The sequence below is a fragment of the Rhizobium sp. FG113 genome (genome assembly GCF_057809895.1).
Window position 1 is genome coordinate 164201 of sequence record NZ_JBMDKV010000001.1, and the last position, 18489, is coordinate 182689.

The 18489-nt window shown below is 60.5% G+C and carries 11 protein-coding genes; 4 read left to right on the top strand and 7 right to left on the bottom strand.

Going from position 1 to position 18489, the window contains the following annotated elements:
* Window positions 1–104: 104 nt before the first annotated feature.
* Window positions 105–2258, bottom strand: coding sequence for a methylmalonyl-CoA mutase (gene scpA, locus ACODTZ_RS00730; RefSeq protein ID WP_489023043.1), 2154 nt, complete (start codon window positions 2256–2258; stop codon window positions 105–107).
* A gap of 448 nt (window positions 2259–2706) precedes the next feature.
* Between scpA and ACODTZ_RS00735 the strand changes: the two genes are divergently transcribed.
* From ACODTZ_RS00735 to repC, 4 genes are all read left to right on the top strand, one after another.
* Window positions 2707–3822: an integrase gene (locus ACODTZ_RS00735; protein ID WP_489023044.1), complete on the top strand. Its 1116-nt coding sequence runs from the start codon at window positions 2707–2709 to the stop codon at window positions 3820–3822.
* Window positions 3823–4680: 858 nt separating this feature from the next.
* A complete protein-coding gene (repA, locus tag ACODTZ_RS00740; RefSeq protein WP_047504819.1) occupies window positions 4681–5859 on the top strand; it encodes a plasmid partitioning protein RepA in 1179 nt (392 codons plus the stop codon).
* Complete coding sequence (gene repB / locus ACODTZ_RS00745; RefSeq protein ID WP_111560802.1) at window positions 5856–6860, top strand: plasmid partitioning protein RepB; 1005 nt, start codon at window positions 5856–5858, stop codon at window positions 6858–6860. The genes repA and repB overlap by 4 nt, the downstream gene beginning before the upstream one ends.
* A gap of 155 nt (window positions 6861–7015) precedes the next feature.
* Window positions 7016–8362: a plasmid replication protein RepC gene (gene repC, locus ACODTZ_RS00750; protein ID WP_489024748.1), complete on the top strand. Its 1347-nt coding sequence runs from the start codon at window positions 7016–7018 to the stop codon at window positions 8360–8362.
* Window positions 8363–8400: 38 nt separating this feature from the next.
* Here the strand turns inward: repC and ACODTZ_RS00755 are convergent, their stop codons facing one another.
* From ACODTZ_RS00755 to ACODTZ_RS00780, 6 genes are all read right to left on the bottom strand, one after another.
* Window positions 8401–9939 (bottom strand): SpoVR family protein, encoded by a 1539-nt coding sequence (locus ACODTZ_RS00755; RefSeq protein WP_111560800.1) that lies wholly within the window; start codon window positions 9937–9939, stop codon window positions 8401–8403.
* 12 nt (window positions 9940–9951) lie between these two features.
* Window positions 9952–11271, bottom strand: coding sequence for a YeaH/YhbH family protein (locus ACODTZ_RS00760; protein WP_489023047.1), 1320 nt, complete (start codon window positions 11269–11271; stop codon window positions 9952–9954).
* 37 nt (window positions 11272–11308) lie between these two features.
* Window positions 11309–13258: a PrkA family serine protein kinase gene (locus ACODTZ_RS00765; protein WP_018896655.1), complete on the bottom strand. Its 1950-nt coding sequence runs from the start codon at window positions 13256–13258 to the stop codon at window positions 11309–11311.
* Window positions 13259–13540: 282 nt separating this feature from the next.
* On the bottom strand, window positions 13541–15970 hold the full coding sequence (locus ACODTZ_RS00770) for a glucose/quinate/shikimate family membrane-bound PQQ-dependent dehydrogenase (protein WP_489023049.1): 2430 nt from the start codon (window positions 15968–15970) through the stop codon (window positions 13541–13543).
* A gap of 411 nt (window positions 15971–16381) precedes the next feature.
* Window positions 16382–16951 (bottom strand): hypothetical protein, encoded by a 570-nt coding sequence (locus ACODTZ_RS00775; RefSeq protein ID WP_489023050.1) that lies wholly within the window; start codon window positions 16949–16951, stop codon window positions 16382–16384.
* Window positions 16952–17170: 219 nt separating this feature from the next.
* The gene (locus tag ACODTZ_RS00780; RefSeq protein WP_489023051.1) at window positions 17171–18415 is read right to left on the bottom strand and encodes a flavin monoamine oxidase family protein; all 1245 of its coding nucleotides are present in this window, start codon (window positions 18413–18415) and stop codon (window positions 17171–17173) included.
* Window positions 18416–18489 lie beyond the last annotated feature (74 nt).

Below are 18489 nucleotides of genomic sequence, written 5' to 3' on the forward strand. Positions count from 1 at the left end.
CCGCCAGTTATGTAGCGGAAACATCGACTTGGGGAAGTGGGCCGGAGCGCAACCCAGCGCTTTATATTAGCGGTCGAAGCTGGCGACCGGGGATGACGACCAACTCACTGGTTTCGGCGCTTGCCTTCAAGGAGGTCGAGCACCGAATTGGCGGCATCCATCACATTGGTTCCGGGCCCAAACACCGCCGCCACGCCATGCTCGGTGAGAAAGGCATAGTCCTGCCGGGGGATGACCCCGCCGACCACGACGATGATGTTTTCGGCGCCCTTCCCCTTCAGCGCGTCGATCAACTGCGGCGCCAGCGTCTTGTGGCCGGCGGCCAATGACGACATGCCGACCACATGCACCTTGCTCGATATCGCGAGGTTCGCCGCCTCCTCCGGCGTCTGGAACAACGGCCCCGCCAGCACATCGAAGCCGATATCCCCAAACGCTGAGGCGATGACTTTGGCGCCGCGATCGTGTCCATCCTGTCCGAGCTTCGCGACCATGATTTTCGGCGCTCCACCCAGTGCTTCGGAAATCGCTGTCATCCGCGTCCGCAACTGCTGCAGCTCCGGCTCATCGCTATAGGCATTGCCATAGACGTTTTTCACGACCTCGGGCTCCGCCGTGTGATCGCCGAAAACGCTGCGCATCGCATCCGAGATCTCACCGACGCTGGCGCGCGCCCGCGCCGCTTCCACCGCAGCCTCCAGCAGATTGCCCTTCCCGCTCTCAGCGACCTCGCGCAGCCGCTTCAGCGTTTCCGCCACCTTGGCTGGGTCGCGGCGACGCCGCGTCTCTTCCAGACGCTTGATCTGCGAGGCCCGCACGGCGCTGTTGTCGATATCGAGAATGTCGATCGGTTCTTCGTTTTCCAGCCGATACTTGTTGACGCCGACGATGATCTCGTCGCCCTTGTCGACCGCCGCCTGCCGCCGCGTGGCGGCTTCCTCGATCAACCGCTTCGGCAGCCCTTCGTTGACGGCCTTCGTCATGCCGCCAAGCGCTTCGACCTCTTCGATCAGCGCCCAGGCCTTTTCAGCAAGCTCGTTCGTGAGGCTCTCGACATAGTAGGATCCGGCCAGCGGATCGACGACCTTGGTCACGCCGGTCTCGTGCTGCAGGATAAGCTGAGTGTTGCGCGCGATGCGCGAGGAGAATTCGGTGGGCAGCGCGATCGCCTCGTCGAAGGAATTGGTGTGTAGCGACTGCGTGCCGCCGAGCACTGCCGACATTGCCTCGAACGCGGTGCGGATGATGTTGTTATAAGGGTCCTGCTCCTGCAGCGACACGCCCGACGTCTGGCAGTGCGTGCGCAGCATCAGCGACGATGCCTTCTGCGGCGCGAACTCTTCCATGATCCGCGTCCAGAGGAGACGCGCCGCGCGCAGCTTGGCGGCCTCCATGAAGAAGTTCATGCCGATCGCGAAGAAGAAGGAGAGGCGGCCGGCGAACTCGTCGACATCGAGCCCCTTGTTGATTGCCGCCCGCACATATTCGCGCCCGTCGGCCAGCGTGAAGGCAAGCTCCTGCACCAGCGTCGCCCCCGCCTCCTGCATGTGGTAGCCGGAAATCGAGATCGAATTGAAGCGCGGCATCTCCCTGGAGGTGTACTCGATGATATCGGCGACGATTCGCATCGAGGGCTCGGGCGGATAGATGTAGGTGTTGCGGACCATGAACTCTTTGAGGATGTCGTTCTGGATGGTGCCGGAAAGCGTTGCGCGCGATACGCTCTGCTCCTCGCCAGCGACGATGAAATTCGCAAGGATTGGAATGACCGCGCCGTTCATCGTCATCGACACCGAGACCTTCTCCAGCGGAATACCGTCGAAGAGGATTTTCATGTCCTCGACGCTATCGATCGCCACGCCCGCCTTGCCGACATCGCCCTCGACGCGCGGATGGTCGCTATCATAGCCGCGATGGGTGGCGAGATCGAAGGCGACGGAGACGCCCTGCTGGCCGGATGCCAGAGCTTCGCGATAAAACGCGTTGGATGCCTCGGCGGTCGAGAAGCCCGCATATTGCCGGATCGTCCAGGGCCGGCCCGCATACATGGTCGCGCGCGGACCGCGGGTGAAGGGTGCGAAGCCCGGAAGCGAGCCCGGCTGCGCGACAGCGCTCTGATCGGCTTCGGTATAGAGCGGCTTGACGTCTATTCCCTCGGGCGTCTTCCACACGAGCGTATCCGGCGAAGCGCGAAGTTCCTTCTCGGCAAGCGCCTGCCAGTCCCCCAGTGTCCTCTCGCCAAGCGTCTTCTTCGTCATATCAAGCCTCCGCAGTCTTCTTTTACGGCAGGCTAGCATTTTATCCGCGCAGGATGCGAGGGCGCTGAGGCTATAAATATGACAGCTCTTTCCGCCTGGCCGATTATTCCGCTGCCGCGAAGACCGGCGTTCGGTTTGGAAAGAAGGCGGCGATTTCGCTGATGAAAACGGCGCTTAGGCCTGGAGGCGATTGCCAGATCGTACGGTAATTGCTATACAGTTTGCATTGGAGCGAGCGCGAAGAGTGCGATCTTCAGACAAAATTCACCATCAGCATTGCATTGTTTTGAAACGGTATTTTTCCAATACGGAAGATAACGAGCGGTTTTCTTTACTGACTCGTACGAGCCATTTTCGGGGCTCATTTTTGACAGTTATCGATAGTGATCGCTATCGAGTCGGAGAGTCTGTATAGTCGCGACTTTCTACGGTTGACGATCAGCACGGCATGCGGAAAATTCACCCCAATATTCAAGAGACGCTCGATCCGCAGGCGCTTTCGCGCGCGGAGACGCTCGACATTCTTGATAGCATCTTCCCATTCGACCGGCGCGACCAGCTCGCGCAGCTACTGACGGATGAAGATACCCTTATCTTGAAAAGACTGGCGCAGAGAAATATCGCGCAGAATACACTCCGCGCTCTCGCCTCTGATTTGGGTTATCTTCAGGCTTGGGCTCGCGCCACGACTGAGAGGCCCTTGCCCTGGCCAACGCCAGAAGAGATGGTTCACACCTTCATCTCGCAGCACCTTCATTGTGCAGCCGCTGCGCCGGATGGACAGAGTGATTGCATGCCGCGCCACGTCGAGGACAGTCTGCGCCAGCGGACCCTTCTCAGAGGCTCCCTCCCACATGCCCCTTCGACCGTTCGTCGACGGATCGCAAGTTGGGCATTACTGACGCGAGAGCGTGGCCTGTCCGGCCCCTTCGACAGCGCGTCTGTCAAAGGGGCCATCAAGCAGGCGAAGCACAATGGCGGGCACACGCCGGTCTCAATGAGCGCCATGCCAATAACAGACGATATCCTCCGCCGTCTTCTCCAGACCTGCAAGAAAGATGGCATCGTCGGTCGCCGCGATCGCGCGATCCTGTTGCTGGCGGCAGAGGCCGGCGGCCAACGTCGCGCGGAGGCCGCCAGTCTCCGCGTCGAAGACCTGTCCATCGGAGGCAGCAACGATATTCACAAACGGTACTCCCGTCGCACTCGGTTGACCGTCAGGATCGGCGCGGCGGAACGCGGCAACCAGTTGCACCTATCTGGCGAGGCGGCCAAGGCACTGATGGAATGGATACGGGAGGGCGACATAGAGACCGGGCCCGTCTTCCGCAAAATCGATCAATGGGGCAATGTCTCGCGACGGATGCTGACACCGCAGTCGGTCAACCTGATCGTCAAGACCCGTGCGAAGAAAGCGGGCATCGATCCGTCGTCAGTGTCTGCTCAGGGATTGCGATCCGGCAACCCGGCTCGGGCACGAAGGCGCGAGCGCAACCCCTCGCCCGCGGTTGCGACTGAAAATGAAGGTCGGAGCGAAGACGTCTCCATCGGGGGCGGGACGTAATCCGCCGGTCAATTCGTCACCCGCCGTCCACTCTTGAAATCAGCTAATCCCCGCATCATCTATCTTTCACACCCGTATCGATAGCCTGCAGAGTGAGCCGTGAGCTCACACGCTTTTGCTGTCCGGGAAAGAAGGGCGCTCCTCGAAAGAGTTGAGCGCCCTTTCTGTTTTGGCGCCATCGCCAACCCGGCGCCACCACGATTGAGAAGATCCGGCGACATACGAGATCGCGGCGACCGGCACGCGACTTGGGTGTCGGGAGATATAGAGTGAAGCACCGGCAGGCGCTCTCGTGTGATCAATGCAGCACGCAACCTCTCTCCAACCAACACCGGACAGGCGGCTTGCGCGCCTCAGGCATGCGGCCGAGGAGGGACAGGGGAGCACCATCCGTCGGCACCGGACAGGTAGCATCGCCCTCCCAACGGCAGCCGGCCATGCGTCGGTCGCAGCACGACGACGCGTGAACCACCTGTTCAAAACCCCTCACGGGGCGAGACGCCGACGGCGGGCCGTGTTATCGTTCCGATGATCTTACTGGGATCAGCTGCAGTCGCCGATCATCGGCGCGCACGAAGCAAGCCGACGACAACCGGGCCATGGCCCTGTGGGGCGCGACACCCTCGATCGACCGATCGAGTTCCCCGCGGGGAACAGAGCGCCGCTGCCGCCTGATGGGTGGCCAAATCGACGTTCCCCGCGGGGAACTCGGCAATTTGCAGCCAATTGCGAATCGCGCTACTTCTTCAACTACGCAAAAAGTGCGAATTATCGTTTTTTAGCGAAACAACAGGCGGGTTAACTCAGCATTAACCATCTCGGCGCTTAGGTTATTGAACCCGAATTGAGGATAGAATCGTGAACCGGCACTTGAGCAGCCTCGACTTCATGCAGAGCTTTTCCACCAAGCTGGAACTGGCTCTGCAAAACCTATCGATGGCACAATATCCACCTGACGCCCGCAGAGAACTACGGAAGTTCACGTCGTCGGAAGTCGCATCGCTTCTCGATGTCTCCGAAGCCTACATCCGCCAGATCGTCGTGAAGGAAAAAGGGCCGGCGCCGGAGACAACGGCCAATGGCCGCCGCATGTATTCTCTGGAACAGATACTCGAACTGCGCATGACGCTCGCCGAGAAGGGCCGCAAGAAGTGGATGAACCCGCGGCGCGTCAACGGCGAAGCCTGCCAAGTTCTGGCCGTCACCAACTTCAAGGGCGGATCGAGCAAGACCTCGACCACTATCCACCTCGGCCACTATCTCGCCCTCAAGGGCTACCGCGTGCTGGCCGTCGATCTCGACCCGCAGGCATCGCTGACCAGCCTCCACGGGAACCTTGCGGATTTCAATCCGCGCGAAGACGAAACGCTCTATGCCGCGATCCGCTTCGAGGATCCAAAGCCGACACGTTCGCTTATTCACCAGACCCACATCGCAGGCTTCGACGTGATCTGCGCCGGTCTCGACCTCACCGAGTTCGAAACCGCGGTTGCTCTCGAGATGCGCAAGAGCGGTGGCACCAGCTTCCTGCTGCGTGTCTCGCAGGCGCTCGAGCAGGTTGCCGACGACTATGACGTGATCCTCATGGATTCCGCCCCGTCGCTGAACTTCCTGACGCTGTCGTCGCTGACCGCTGCGACCGCCGTCATCATCCCGGTGCCGGCGCATATGCTGGATGTCGATTCCACCGGCAAGTTCCTGGAGCTCGCATCCTCCTACATGCAGATCCTGAGCGACATGGGCGCTTCGGCGCAGTGGGATTTCGCAAAGTTTCTCGTCACCAAGTTCGAAGCCAACGATCACCCGCAGGCCAACATGACCGCGCTGATGCGTCAGGTCTTCGGCGATGATCTCTTGCTGAACATGGTGACGAAATCCACGGCCGTTGCCGATGCGCTGACCTGGAAGCAGAGCCTTTACGAAGTGCAGCGCTCCAGGTTCTCCGCACCGAAGACCTACGACCGTGCCATGGAATCGATCAACGCCTCAAATGCCGAGATCGAAAAACTACTCTGGAATGCATGGGGGCGTGAATGAGCCGCAAGGATTCGCGAGGCATGTTCGCCAATGTGCTCGGTCAGCTCGACCAGCCATCGGCGACACCGCCACAGACCAAGACAACTTCGCCGCACCTTTTGAAAGTCGCTGCCGGCGTGCGCCAGATTCAGGAGAAGGGCGAGGTTCTCGATCGCCTGCTGAAGGATGGCGACCATATCGTCGATGTCGATCCCGATGACGTCGCACCCTCGACCATTCCCGATCGCTTCGACGGTGCTTATGACGATAGCGCCATCGAAGACATCGCCGCATCGATCAGCGAGCGCGGTCAGATCGTGCCGGGCCTGATCCGTCCGTTCAAGAATGGCCCCAAGCCGTATCAGATCGTCTTCGGTCGCCGCCGCCTGGCAGCCGCCAAGAAACTCGGCCTGAAGTTCCGCGCCATCGTCCGTGAGCTTACGGACGAAGAAGCGATCGTCTTCCAGGGCGAAGAAAACGCCAACCGCAACGATCTGTCCTTCATCGAGAAATGCGCCTTCGCGCTGTCTCAGGAACAGGCAGGATACAAGCGCGACATCATTTCGGCGTCGCTGGCAACCGGCAAGTCGCATATCTCGGAAATGCTGCGCATCGCATCGGCCGTTCCGCGCACCACCATGCTTGTCATCGGCTCGGCGCCGGATATCGGTCGCCGCCGCTGGATCGAGTTCGTCGATATCTTCGTGGCGCGTCCTGATGCCGCCGAATGCGTGGAAGAGGCTCTATCGGAGGTCAAGCGCAGCTCGGAGACCGATCGCTTCGCCTTGGCACTTGCGGCCCTCAAGACCGCTGCCGCCAAGCCTGCCGTTACAGAGACACCGCAGACAGCCGAGATCCGTGCGAACGGCTTTCTTCTGGCAACCGTCAGCTACCCGAAATCAGGTCCGCGCATCAGCTTCACCAAGGCAGTGCCGACCAGTTTCGTCGATTTTCTGAATGATCGCATGGAGACGCTTCACGGCGAATTCCTGCAGTCCGTAGACAACAAGAGCAAAGGATAACGCCGCAAAAGAAAAAAGCCCCCGGACGTTGCCGTCGCGGAAGCTCTTCTCATTGGTTTAGCAGCTAGAGAATCGCACTTCCTCGAATCACTGTCAAGCATCTTTGGCACCGTTTTGGTGGACGAACTTCTTTTGCCTTGGAAAAGGTGATGGTGATGGAAGGCCAATTTGTAACGACGCCCTTTGGGCGGCGAGCGATGTCGCTTGGCATGCTCGCAAATCAGGTCAGAGCCCAGCAGATCAAGCCGGGATATTCGATCGATAAGTGGAAGCTCTACCGTTCCCTGTGCGAGGCCAAGCCCTTGCTCGGCGTGACGGATCGTGCGCTCGCCGTTTTGAACGCGCTTCTGAGCTTCTATCCGCAAAACGAACTGTCGGAAGAAAGCGGGCTGGTGGTGTTTCCCTCCAATGCCCAGCTGTCCCTGCGCTCTCATGGGATGGCCGAACAGACCATCCGGCGTCATCTGGCGGCGCTTGTCGATGCCGGTCTTTTGACCCGCAAGGACAGCCCGAACGGAAAGCGTTATGCGCGCAAGGATCGCTCCGGCTCCATTCGCGATGCGTTCGGCTTTTCGCTTGCGCCTTTGCTTGCACGTGCCGAGGAGATCGAGCATCTCGCGGCAAAGGTCGTGGCGGAGAAATTGTATGTTCAGCATTTGCGCGAACAGATCAGCCTGTTTCGCCGCGATATCGCCAAGCTGATCGAAGCCGCGATCGCCGACCAGGTTCCGGGCGAATGGGCTCAGACTTTCAACGAGTTTCGCGACATCGTCGAAAGCGTTCCGCGCGCTCCAACGACCACCGAGCTGGAGGTTGTTTGCGATCTGATCGAACGTTTGCGCCTGAAAGTGCTTAACCATCTGGATCTACAAATAAAATTGCAAAATTTGAGCGCCAATCCCTATCAAAATGAGCGCCACATACAGAATTCCAATTCCGAATCTATTCTTGATTCTGAAGCGCCTGCTCAAATCGCGAACCGGCAACACGCGGATGGGCATAAGGTCGAGCAAGATCGGGAGGATGCACACACCGCGTCTTCTCGGACATCTGTCTCCGTATCCATTCCGTCTTTGCCTGAACCTAACATGGTCGGCTCCGATGACAGAGCTGCGACGATCATTTCGAAGGCTGGGGATAACCGGGGATCAGAACTGAAATCCTTCCCGCTCGGCCTCGTACTGCAGGCATGCCCCGATATCGCGGCCTACGGCCCTGGTGGTGGCATCCGCAGCTGGCGGGATCTCATCAGTGCCGCATCCGTCGTCAAATCGATGCTGGGGGTCACACCGTCGGCTTATCACGACGCCTGCACCATCATGGGCTACGACAACGCCGCGACTGTCATCGCCTGCATTCTCCAGCGCGCCACCAAGATCAACTCGGCGGGCGGCTACTTGCGAGACCTGACGCGGCGTACGGAGAAGGGTGAGTTCGCGATCGGACCGATGCTGATGTCGCTCGTCAGAAGCAATGGAGGACCTGTAGCGCTGCAAAGCTGATGGGAGGGCGTCTCGGGTTCTGACGCTCGTCAGGACGCTTATCCCGTCGAATGATCGTAGAGCACGTTGCCGCTCGCGCCATCGACGCCGGAGAGGCTGACCTCGTATCCCCAGAGATGACGGATATGGGTGAGGGTTTCGTTGCGGCTGGTTTCTTCGAGAAGAAGGCCGTCATTGACCGTGTGCTTCAGCCGAAGCCGGCGGTCGCCGAGGAGATCGACGTCGACGACCTGGATATCGGGTTGCCTGGCGCTGACGTCGTAGCTGCGGGCGAGAGCCGAGCGGATTTCCGCGTAGCCGCGCTCGTTGTGGATTGAGGAGACCTCGCAGAACTTGTCGGCCGCCATGTCGGACAGCCGGAAGAGCCGGAATTTGCGGATCACGGCTGGGCTCAGATATTGCAGGATGAAGGATTCATCGCGGTGGTTCGCCCATGCGTCGCGCAAAGTCCCCATCGGGTCGTTGTTGCCGGCCATGGAGGGGAACCAGTTCCGGTCCTCGTCGGTCGGATTGGTGCAGATGCGTTCGATATCCTGCATCATCGCGAAGCCGAGCGCATAGGGGTTGATGCCCGAGAAGCGGGGATCATCGAAGCCTGGCTGGAAGACGACGTTGGAGTGGCTGCTCAAGAGCTCCAGCATGTTGCCTTCGCTGATCTTGCCCTGATCGAACAGGCGATTGATGATCGTGTAGTGCACATAGGTCGCGCACCCCTCGTTCATCACCTTGGTCTGCCGCTGCGGGTAGAAATATTGGGCGATGATGCGCACGATCCTGAGAATCTCGCGCTGCCATGGCTCCAGGATCAGACTGTGCTTCTCAATGAAGTAGAGGAGGTTCTCCTCCGGCAGATTGAGCGCTTTCTTGCGTTCAGAGGCATTACGCTCCGCCTCGTGCGGATCACGGCTATCGACGGAAGAGGGCAGGGTGCGCCAGAGGTCGCTGTAGGTCTGCTCTTCATATTCCAGTCGCTCACGTGCTCGCTCGCGCACCTTCTCGGAGGAGAGGCGGGGAGGGCGGCGGTAGCGGAAGACGCCGTTGTCCATCAGCGCATGGGCGGAATCGAGGATCGCCTCGACCGCCTCGGTACCGTGTCGCTCCTCGCACTTGGCGATATATTTCTTGGCGAAGTCCATGTAGCCGAGAATGGCGCCAGCATCTGTCCATTGGCGGAACAGATAGTTGTTCTTGAAGAAGTGGTTGTGGCCGAAGGAGGCGTGCGCAATGACCAGCGTCTGCATGGCCATCGTGTTCTCCTCCATCAGATAGGCGATGCAGGGGTTGGAGTTGATGACGATCTCGTAGGCGAGCCCCCGGTGGCCCTTGCGATAGAGACTGTCCTCGTAGATGAAGCGCTTGCCGAAGGACCAGTGCTGGTACATTAGCGGCATTCCGACAGAGGAGTAGGCGTCGAGCATCTGTTCCGACGAGATAATCTCCAGCTGGTTCGGATAGATGTCGAGCCCCATCTCGCCGATCGCTATATCCTGGATGGCGTCGTGGACGATCGATAGTGTTCCGAAATTCCAGTCGGAGCCTTCAAACAGCAGCTCGGAACTCTCCGCTCGCTTCGCCATATCGGTCTTTCCTCAGTTATGCGTACGCGCGCCGGCTTTGCGGCTGAAGAGCTTGCGAAAGACCGGGTAGATATTGCCTGGTCTTGCGATGCGGGCCATGTGGAAGTTGGGGATCTCGCCATCGACGGTGCGGTAGGCGCGCCATAGCGAGGTGCCGTTGTCGGTGGCGCCGAATATTTCGGTCTCCCGTTCGTCGATGATCTCGACATAGGCGTAATACTGGCAAAGCCGCATCAGGTCGCCGCGCAGGAGTGCCGCACAACGCTCGGAATCGCCGCTGCTGTTGTCGCCGTCGGAAGCCTGGGCCGCGTAGATGTTCCACATGTCGGCTGGGTACCGTGCCTCGATGATCCGCTGCATCTCCTCGAGTGCCGTGGAGACCACCGTGCCGCCGCTCTGCTTGCTGTAGAAGAACGTCTCCTCGTCGACCTCATGCGCCTCATCGGTGTGCCGGATGAAGATGATGTCGATCCGGCCGTATCTGCGCTTGAGAAAGAGGTGCAGCAGCACGAAGAAGCGCTTCGCGAGATCTTTCTCGCGCTCGCCCATCGAGGCCGAGACGTCCATCAGGCAGAACATCACGGCATTGGCGTTCGGCACCGGCTGGCGCTCGAAGCGGTTGAAGCGGACGTCGACGGGATCGACATAGGAAATCCGCCGGCGGCGGCGCTCCAGAGTCGTCAGCTCGTCGCGCAGGGCTGTCAGTTTGCGGCGGGTCTCGGTCGAGAGCGGCGTCTCTGCTTCGAGCGCAGCGATCTCGTCGGTGATGAGCTTCACCTGCCGCTCGCTCGGCCGCTGCAAGGCCATGCGCCGGCCGAAGCTGTTGCGCATGGTGCGGCCGATATTGATGTTGGTGGGAGAACCCGAGGTGGTGAAGCCGACGCGTTGCGGCTTGAATGTTACTGTTTCCTTGAGGCTCAATTTCACCAGATCGGGAAGTTCGAGGTCCTCGAAAAAGAGATCGAGCACCTCCTCGCGCGACAGGATGAACTGAAAGTCGTCATCACTTCCGCCGCCGCCCGCGCCATGTCCGCCACCGCCGCCCGCGCCGCCATCGGGCTTCGAAATCCGGTCGCCCGCGGAAAACTCCTTGTTTCCCGGCAGCACATGTTCCCGGTTGCCCGATGTGGAGGAGGGGCGGAAGCTCGGCTCACCGGCGCCGCGCGCCGGCATCGGAACACCATGGGCGGTGTCGACATCCGCTATCTTGTCGGATTTGATCTGATCCTTGATCGCCCGCTTCAGCTCGTCGCGGGCGCGTTTCAGGAATCGTTGCCGGTTGCCGAGGCTCTTGTCCTTCGGGTTAAGCCGGCGGTCGATGAAATTCGGCATGCGCCAATCCCTCGCTTTGGCTCCGGTTTTGGCATCGTCAACCGGCCTTGTTCACCCGCATGTACCAATCGACCAGTCGGCGGACCTGGCGCGCGGTATAGCCACGCTCGATCATACGCTGAACGAATTCGTCATGCTGCTTCTCGGTCGAGCTGTCCTTCTTGGAACCGAAGCTGATGACGGGCAGCAGATCCTCGACCTGACCGAACATCCGCTTTTCGATCACCTCGCGCAGTTTCTCGTAGCTCGTCCATGCCGGATTGCGGCCGCCATTGCGCGCCCTTGCCCGCAGCGTGAACTTCACCACTTCGTTGCGGAAATCCTTGGGATTGGCGATGCCGGCAGGCTTTTCGATCTGCGACAGCTCGCTGTCCAGGATTTCGCGGTTCAGAATCTGGCCGGTATCGGCATCCTTGAAATCCTGGTCCTCCAGCCAGGCATCCGCATAGGATATGTAGCGGTCGAAGAGGTTTTGGCCATATTCGCTGTAGGATTCCAGATAGGCCTTCTGGATCTCGTGACCGATGAACTCGGCATAGCGGGTGGCGATCTCCGATTTGATGAAGTCGAGGTAACTGGCCTCCATTTCCTTCGGAAACTGCTCGCGCTTGATTGCCTGCTCGAGGATATACATCAGGTGCACGGGATCGGCGGCGACTTCCTTGGTGTCATAGTTGAAGGTCTCCGAGAGTACCTTGAAGGCGAAACGGGTGCTGATGCCGTTCATGCCCTCGTCGACGCCGGCGACATCGCGATATTCCTGTACGGACTTCGCCTTGGGATCGGTGTCCTTCAGGTTCTCGCCGTCGTAGACGCGCATTTTGGTGTAGAGCGGCGAGTTCTCATGCCGGATCAGGCGTGTCGCCACCGTAAAGCGGCTCAGATTTTCGAGAACCTCCGGCGCGCAGGCGCTCTTGGCGAGTTCGCTTTCGCGCAGCAGCTTCTCATAGATCTGCCGTTCCTCGGTCACGCGCAGGCAATAGGGCACCTTCACCACGAGGATACGGTCGAGGAAGGCCTCGTTGTTGCGGTTGTTCTTGAACTGCTGCCACTCGGATTCGTTGGAGTGGGCGACGACAATGCCCTGATAGGGGAAGGCGCCGAAGTTCTCGGTGCCGTTATAGCTGCCCTCCTGCGTTGCCGTCAGCAGCGGGTGCAGTACCTTGATTGGCGCCTTGAACATTTCGACGAATTCGAGCAACCCCTGCGTCGTGCGGTTGAGGCCGCCGCTGTAGGAATAGGCATCGGGGTCGGCCTGGCTGTAGTTCTCCAGCTGGCGGATATCGACCTTGCCGACCAGCGCCGAGACGTCCTGATTGTTTTCGTCACCCGGTTCGGTCTTGGCGATGGCGATCTGGCGAAGCCTGGATGGCATCAGCTTGACGACGCTGAAGCGCGAGATATCGCCGCCGATCTCGTCGAGCCGCTTGGTGGCCCAGGGAGAAATCAGCCCGGTGAGACGGCGTCTGGCAATTCCATATTTGTCTTCCAGGAGATCGGACATGCGCTCGGGCTGGAAGAGACCGAGTGGTGATTCGAAGACCGGGCTCACCTGTCCGTCGATCGCCAGCGTGTAGATCGGGAAGCGCTCCATCAGCTTCTTCAGCCGTTCGGCGAGAGACGACTTGCCGCCGCCTACGGGACCGAGGAGATAGAGGATCTGCTTGCGCTCTTCGAGACCTTGCGCGGCATATCTGAAATAGCCGACGATCCGCTCGATCGTGTCTTCCATTCCATAGAAATCGGCGAAGGCGGGATAAATCTTGACGGTGCGGTTGGAGAATATGCGGCCTAATCGCTCATCGGCGCTGGTGTCGATTAGTTTAGGTTCGCCAATGGCTTCCACCATGCGTTCCTGCGCGGTGGCATATAGTCGTTTGTCATCACGGCAGGCCAGGAGGTATTCCTGGAGACTTAGCTCTTCTTGCGCGGCGTTCGTATAGATCTCCGAAAACAGATCGAATACGTCGCTTTCGCTCTTCTGCATCTTTGCTCTCCCGCGGCCGGTTGAATGAGGACGGGATCGCTACGTGTCGGCTCGCGAGATAGAACGCGTCAGACTATTTTATTACAATGCGCTTACGAAGTTCGGGACAGTCTGTAGCCGATAGCCGCGATACTCGTCAGACTCACATTATGCAGCCGACGTGGCAGATCGCCAAGGGCGCAGATAGGTTTTCACTCTTTTTTGCACGATATGTGACAAATCTCGTTCATGCACAAAAAAGGGGCCGCTGAACGGCCCCTTTCTGTTGCTTTGCGCTGACGTTTAGTTCGGCAGAGCGTAGGCGATGACGTAGTCGCCACGGATATCCGACTGGCGTGCGCCGCCGGCCGAGATGATGACGTACTGCTTGCCTGTCTTCGGCGACTTGTAGGTCATCGGGCCGCCCTGGCTGCCGACGGGCAGACGGGCTTTCCAGACTTCCTTGCCGGTCGCCGTGCTGAAGGCGCGCAGGTAGAAGTCCTGCGTACCGGCGATGAAGATCAGGCCGCCCTGGGTGGCGAGCGTGCCGCCGAGCGTCGGCATGCCGATCGGGATCGGCAGACCCATCTTGATACCGAGCGGGCCGGTATCTTCGACGGTGCCGACAGGAACCTGCCAGGCAATCTTTTGCGTCTTCATGTCGATCGCCGTCAGGCTGCCGAACGGCGGAGCCTGGCAGGGAATGCCGAGCGCCGACAGGAAGCGGTTCTTGTCGACCGCGTAAGGCGTCCCCTTCATCGGCACGAGGCCCATGCCGGTGTTGACGGACTCACCACCGCTGTTGACGGCCTTGGTCGGTGCGGCTTCCTTCATCTGTATCCACAGGCCGAGGCGCATGTCGTTGACGAAGATGTAGTTGGAATTCGGGTCGGTCGAAAGGCCGCCCCAGTTCATGCCACCCAGCGAGCCCGGGAAGTTGAGCGCGAGGTCGGTGCCCGGAACCGTGTAGACGCCATCGTAGCGCATGCCCTTGAAGGCGATGCGGCACAGCAGCTGGTCGAACGGCGTCGCACCCCACATGTCGCTTTCGGTCAGCGTCTTGGCACCGATCTGCGGCATGCCGACAGAGAGCTTCTGCGTGGGCGAGTACGGCTCGTTCGGGATGTTGCCCGGCTTCACCGGGACATCGTCGACCTTGGTCAGCGGCTGACCGGTTGCGCGGTCGAGCACGTAGAGCTGGCCCGCCTTGGTGCCGAACACCAGAGCCGGAACCGTCGTGCCATCGGCCTTCGGGAAGTCGATGAACGAAGGCTGCATCGGAACGTCGAAGTCCCACAGATCGTTGTGAACGGTCTGGTAGACCCACTTCTCACGGCCGGTGGTGGCGTCCAGCGCCAGCATAGAGGCGCCGTACTTGTGGTCGAGGTCGGTGCGGGTCGCGCCGTAAAGGTCGACCGACGGGCTGCCAACAGGCATGAAGACGGTGTTGGAAGCCGGATCATAGGACATCGACGCCCAGACGTTCGGGGTCGAACGCGTGTAGCTTTCGCCCGGAGGCGGCAGGAGCGTGATGTTCGGGTTGCCCGGGTCGAATGCCCAACGCAGCTGGCCGGTCACGACATCGAAGCCGCGCATGACGCCGCCAGGCATGTCGGTGCTGACGTTATCTGCAACGCGGCCGCCGACAACGACGGTGGTGCCGGCAAGCGTCGGCGCCGAGGTGAGCACGTAGCTCGGATCAGCCGCCTGGCCCATGCCGACCTTGAGGTCGACGCGGCCGTTGGTGCCGAAGTCAGGGCAGAATGCGCCGGTGTCGGCGTCGAGCGCGATCAGCTCGGCGGTGATCGTGTTCATCAGGATGCGGCGTTCGCAAAGCGCGCCGGGTGCGACGTTAACCGCGGTAACCGGCGTGGAGTTCGGTGCCGAAGGCTGTTCGAGCGCGCGCGTCGCATCGAAGTAAGCGAGGCCGCGGCAACGCATCCAGACGGACGACTTGGCGTTGATCTCGGCCTTCCAGATTTCCTTGCCGGTATCGGCGTCGATCGAGATGACGTTGTTGTGCGGGGTGCACACGAACACGCGGTCGCCGACCTGCAGCGGGGTTTCCTGGTCTTCCGCGCCGTTGGCGCCGGGGCTGATCGGCGTGTCGCCGGTGTGGTATTCCCACGCAACCTTCAGATCGTTGACGTTGTCGACGTTGATCTGGTCGAGTGCGGCGAAGCGGCTGCCGCCCGAGGTGTTACCGTAGGCTTCCCAGTTCTTCTGCTCGCGGGCTGGATCGACCGGCGTGCGGGCCGGGCCGGCGCCGCTGGCCACGACCGGCGGATGCGGGATGAACATGCCGTAGAAGGCTGCGCCGGTGCCGATCGCGAGGATCAGAGCAAGGCCGAACGAAGCGCCGTAAGCGGGCGTGCGGCCAGCCGAGCGACGCAGCAGCGGGAAGGAGAGCGCAACGACGATGGAGCCGACGGCAATCGCCAGCAGTCGCGAGATCAGCGGCCAGAACTCAAAGCCGGCGTCCCAGATCGCCCAGATGGCCGAGAGCACGAAGATGAGCCCGAAGAGCAGGGCGCCCAGCGGCTTGCGCCGGATGATGAGCAGGCCTGCGATGACCAGTCCGATGCCGGCGAGCAGGAAGTACCAGCTGCCGCCCAGCGAGACGAGCTTGCCGCCGCCGATCGCGAAAAACAGCCCGGCGAGCGTGACGATCACGCCGAGCAATACCAGCCACAGGCGACCTAACAGCGCCGGTGGGTTCGGTGATTTATCCATTGAATAGCCTCATTGCATATCCGGCAAACGAAAATGGAAAGCCTGCAACGCGAAATGCTCGCCGCGCTCGTCCGCCGTTCGGTTAGCTGTCTTAACGACAGCAGGCGAAAAGTGGCAGTTTCGAGCGCATGCAGGCAGGCGAACCATGATCTACGAAAAGCGGCGCGTTCGGCGTCAATCCGGGAAATCTGCAAAAGTCCATCAGGCTCGTCCTACGTGGTTCGAAGATTCACGCGTCAGGCACCGACGGAGGGAGACAGCACCTTAACGTCTCCAACCCTGCGCTGGATATATCGCCAGCGGCTGCATGGTGGCAAGTGCTATTTTAGACGGATGAATAACGAGCGGCGAGGGTGTCGCGGGCTCGGATTCTGCGCTGGAAAAGCATTCCGGATTCCGGCGCTCAAAGTTTCAGAACGGGTTCGTCGTGGCGCTTTCGATCTTCACCGGTTTCTTGTTCGACAGCCGCTCGATGCAGCCGGCATAGGTGGCATGCATGGGATAGATTCGCGATGTCGGAATGACCCAGTCGGGCTCATTGCCCTGGAACGAGACGTTGATGTCAGCCATTCCGCTGAGTGCGGCGCGAATGATACCCTGAACACCGCCCGCGTTAGAATTCCCAGGCAGGCTCCAGACACGCAGGCTCTTGCTGTCGGCGCCGATGGCGGGCACCTCCATGCTGTTGCTCTTGCCTGTTACCGAAACTTGTGTGGAGAGGTGCTCCGGGAGCGACCATGCATCGTTCTTGATGATCCAGGAGGCATCCTTGAGGCTTTCGCGGAATTCGACGGTCTTTCCCGTCATGCTGTCCCAAACCAGCGCGCAATAGGGCTCGCCGCCATTATGGACATAGCCGATCGACCATTGGCGGGATGATCCGATCCATTCCTCGGTGCCGTTGGCAACCAGCGGAGCGCCGGCGCTGAAGAGAGCGGCAGCAAGAACAACTCTCGCGGAAAGAACGGCGAACGGTCTCATTTTTCCGTACCTCAGTGCAACACGGCTTGGCCTTCAGGGCGTTGCCCTTGAACCGTCCTTGTCGCACGAACAGGTTTCAAACCGGTGAATCGCCGTGCTTCCCGCGAATTCTCGCTGCTCGCCCGTGTGTCAGGGTGTCGATCGGCACGTCTCCGATGTCGGCCACCTGCATGCGGGCAAACGATGCCGCGCCCGTTGGTATCGAGTAGGCCCGTAACGCTACGAGTGGATGGCAGTAAGCGCTGCGATGACTTCGCGCGCCGCGCGTTGCCCGCTTTGAAGCGCACCGTGTGCGGTCGAGAAATCGGTCGTGTGGGTGGCCTCGCCTGCGAAAAAAACGCGCTCGTCGAAGGGTTTGGCAAGCGCGATACGGGCGTCGGCCTGGCCGGGCAGGGCGTGGCTATACGCACCTCCGATCGAAGCCGTTCTTGCCCAATCCGACGCTATGAGCGGACGAAGATTACGCCTGATGTCGCCGCCGAAGAGACGCACGAGCTGATCCGTCGCGCGGGCGAATACAGCCTCATGGCCTTCTGCTGCCACGAGGCGCGCGCCCGCACCGCCCAGGTAGCACTCGATCACGGGCTGGCCGAACGGCCGAATATAGTAGCTGCCGGTCGATGCATCCCGGGGATCGCCGATGAGGTGGGTCTCATCCTCGAAGGGCGCCGATCCCGTGATTTCGAAAAACAGTTTCTCGTTCCAGCCGAGAGGCAGACGCTGCGCCGCCTGCCGCCAGGGGTCCAAGGCGGATGGCCAGCGGATTGAATCTCCTGCCAATACGTTGGTGGATGTCGTGACGATCACCGCTTTGGCGCGCACTGTCCCTGAAGCTGTCTTGACCTCGATGCGCCGCCCGTCAAGCGTGATGGCCTCAACGGGCGTGGACAGACTGACGATCGCCTCACCAGGCATTGCGGCGCTGACAAGCGTGCCGTAGCCCGCGGGCACACGCCAGTTGAGATCGGTCGAGGCCTCGTCGTAGGCGGCGTAGTCCTTGCAGGAAATGCGCGCGAGTTCGTCTCCGCTGATGTAGCCGCTCAGCGCTTGCAGATAACTTGTCCACCCGTCCGCCGGATCGATCGCGTCGGCGGCGACGTCGGAGCGAGGAGGATTGGTCGCAACACGCTCGGTCCAACGTTCAAACGCCAGATACGCATCATCTCGTTCGGATTGGGTAAAACCCAGATCACGGAACTGATCGCCCCAGGCGGACGGTCCGCGATCGACATCAAAGCCGATCTCGCCAGCCAAGCCGACCCAGGGATTTCTGTCGGCGGAGTGCAGCCAGCCGCAGCCGAGATCGACGACACTGCCTGCCGCTTGTTGTGTAAAGGCGCGGCCACCGGTCCGGGGTAGGGCTTCCAGAACCAGGACCTTCAACCCGGCTTCGACGAGACCGCGGGCAGCGCCTGTGCCAGCGGCGCCGGCGCCAACGACTACGACATCAGGATCTTCGGTCATCTACATTGCCTAGGTGGTTCTCTTGGCGGCAAGCCGGGCATGAAACGGCTCGGTAAATATGAACTCTAAAATAA

What these genes read in the sequence shown, in the direction of transcription:
- scpA (WP_489023043.1), bottom strand. Translation starts at nt 2,258, where the DNA reads ATGACGAAGAAGACGCTTGGCGAGAGGACACTGGGGGACTGGCAGGCG.
- ACODTZ_RS00775 (WP_489023050.1), bottom strand. Translation starts at nt 16,951, where the DNA reads ATGAGACCGTTCGCCGTTCTTTCCGCGAGAGTTGTTCTTGCTGCCGCT.
- ACODTZ_RS00735 (WP_489023044.1), top strand. Translation starts at nt 2,707, where the DNA reads ATGCGGAAAATTCACCCCAATATTCAAGAGACGCTCGATCCGCAGGCG.
- repC (WP_489024748.1), top strand. Translation starts at nt 7,016, where the DNA reads ATGGAAGGCCAATTTGTAACGACGCCCTTTGGGCGGCGAGCGATGTCG.
- repB (WP_111560802.1), top strand. Translation starts at nt 5,856, where the DNA reads ATGAGCCGCAAGGATTCGCGAGGCATGTTCGCCAATGTGCTCGGTCAG.
- ACODTZ_RS00765 (WP_018896655.1), bottom strand. Translation starts at nt 13,258, where the DNA reads ATGCAGAAGAGCGAAAGCGACGTATTCGATCTGTTTTCGGAGATCTAT.
- ACODTZ_RS00760 (WP_489023047.1), bottom strand. Translation starts at nt 11,271, where the DNA reads ATGCCGAATTTCATCGACCGCCGGCTTAACCCGAAGGACAAGAGCCTC.
- ACODTZ_RS00770 (WP_489023049.1), bottom strand. Translation starts at nt 15,970, where the DNA reads ATGGATAAATCACCGAACCCACCGGCGCTGTTAGGTCGCCTGTGGCTG.
- ACODTZ_RS00780 (WP_489023051.1), bottom strand. Translation starts at nt 18,415, where the DNA reads ATGACCGAAGATCCTGATGTCGTAGTCGTTGGCGCCGGCGCCGCTGGC.
- ACODTZ_RS00755 (WP_111560800.1), bottom strand. Translation starts at nt 9,939, where the DNA reads ATGGCGAAGCGAGCGGAGAGTTCCGAGCTGCTGTTTGAAGGCTCCGAC.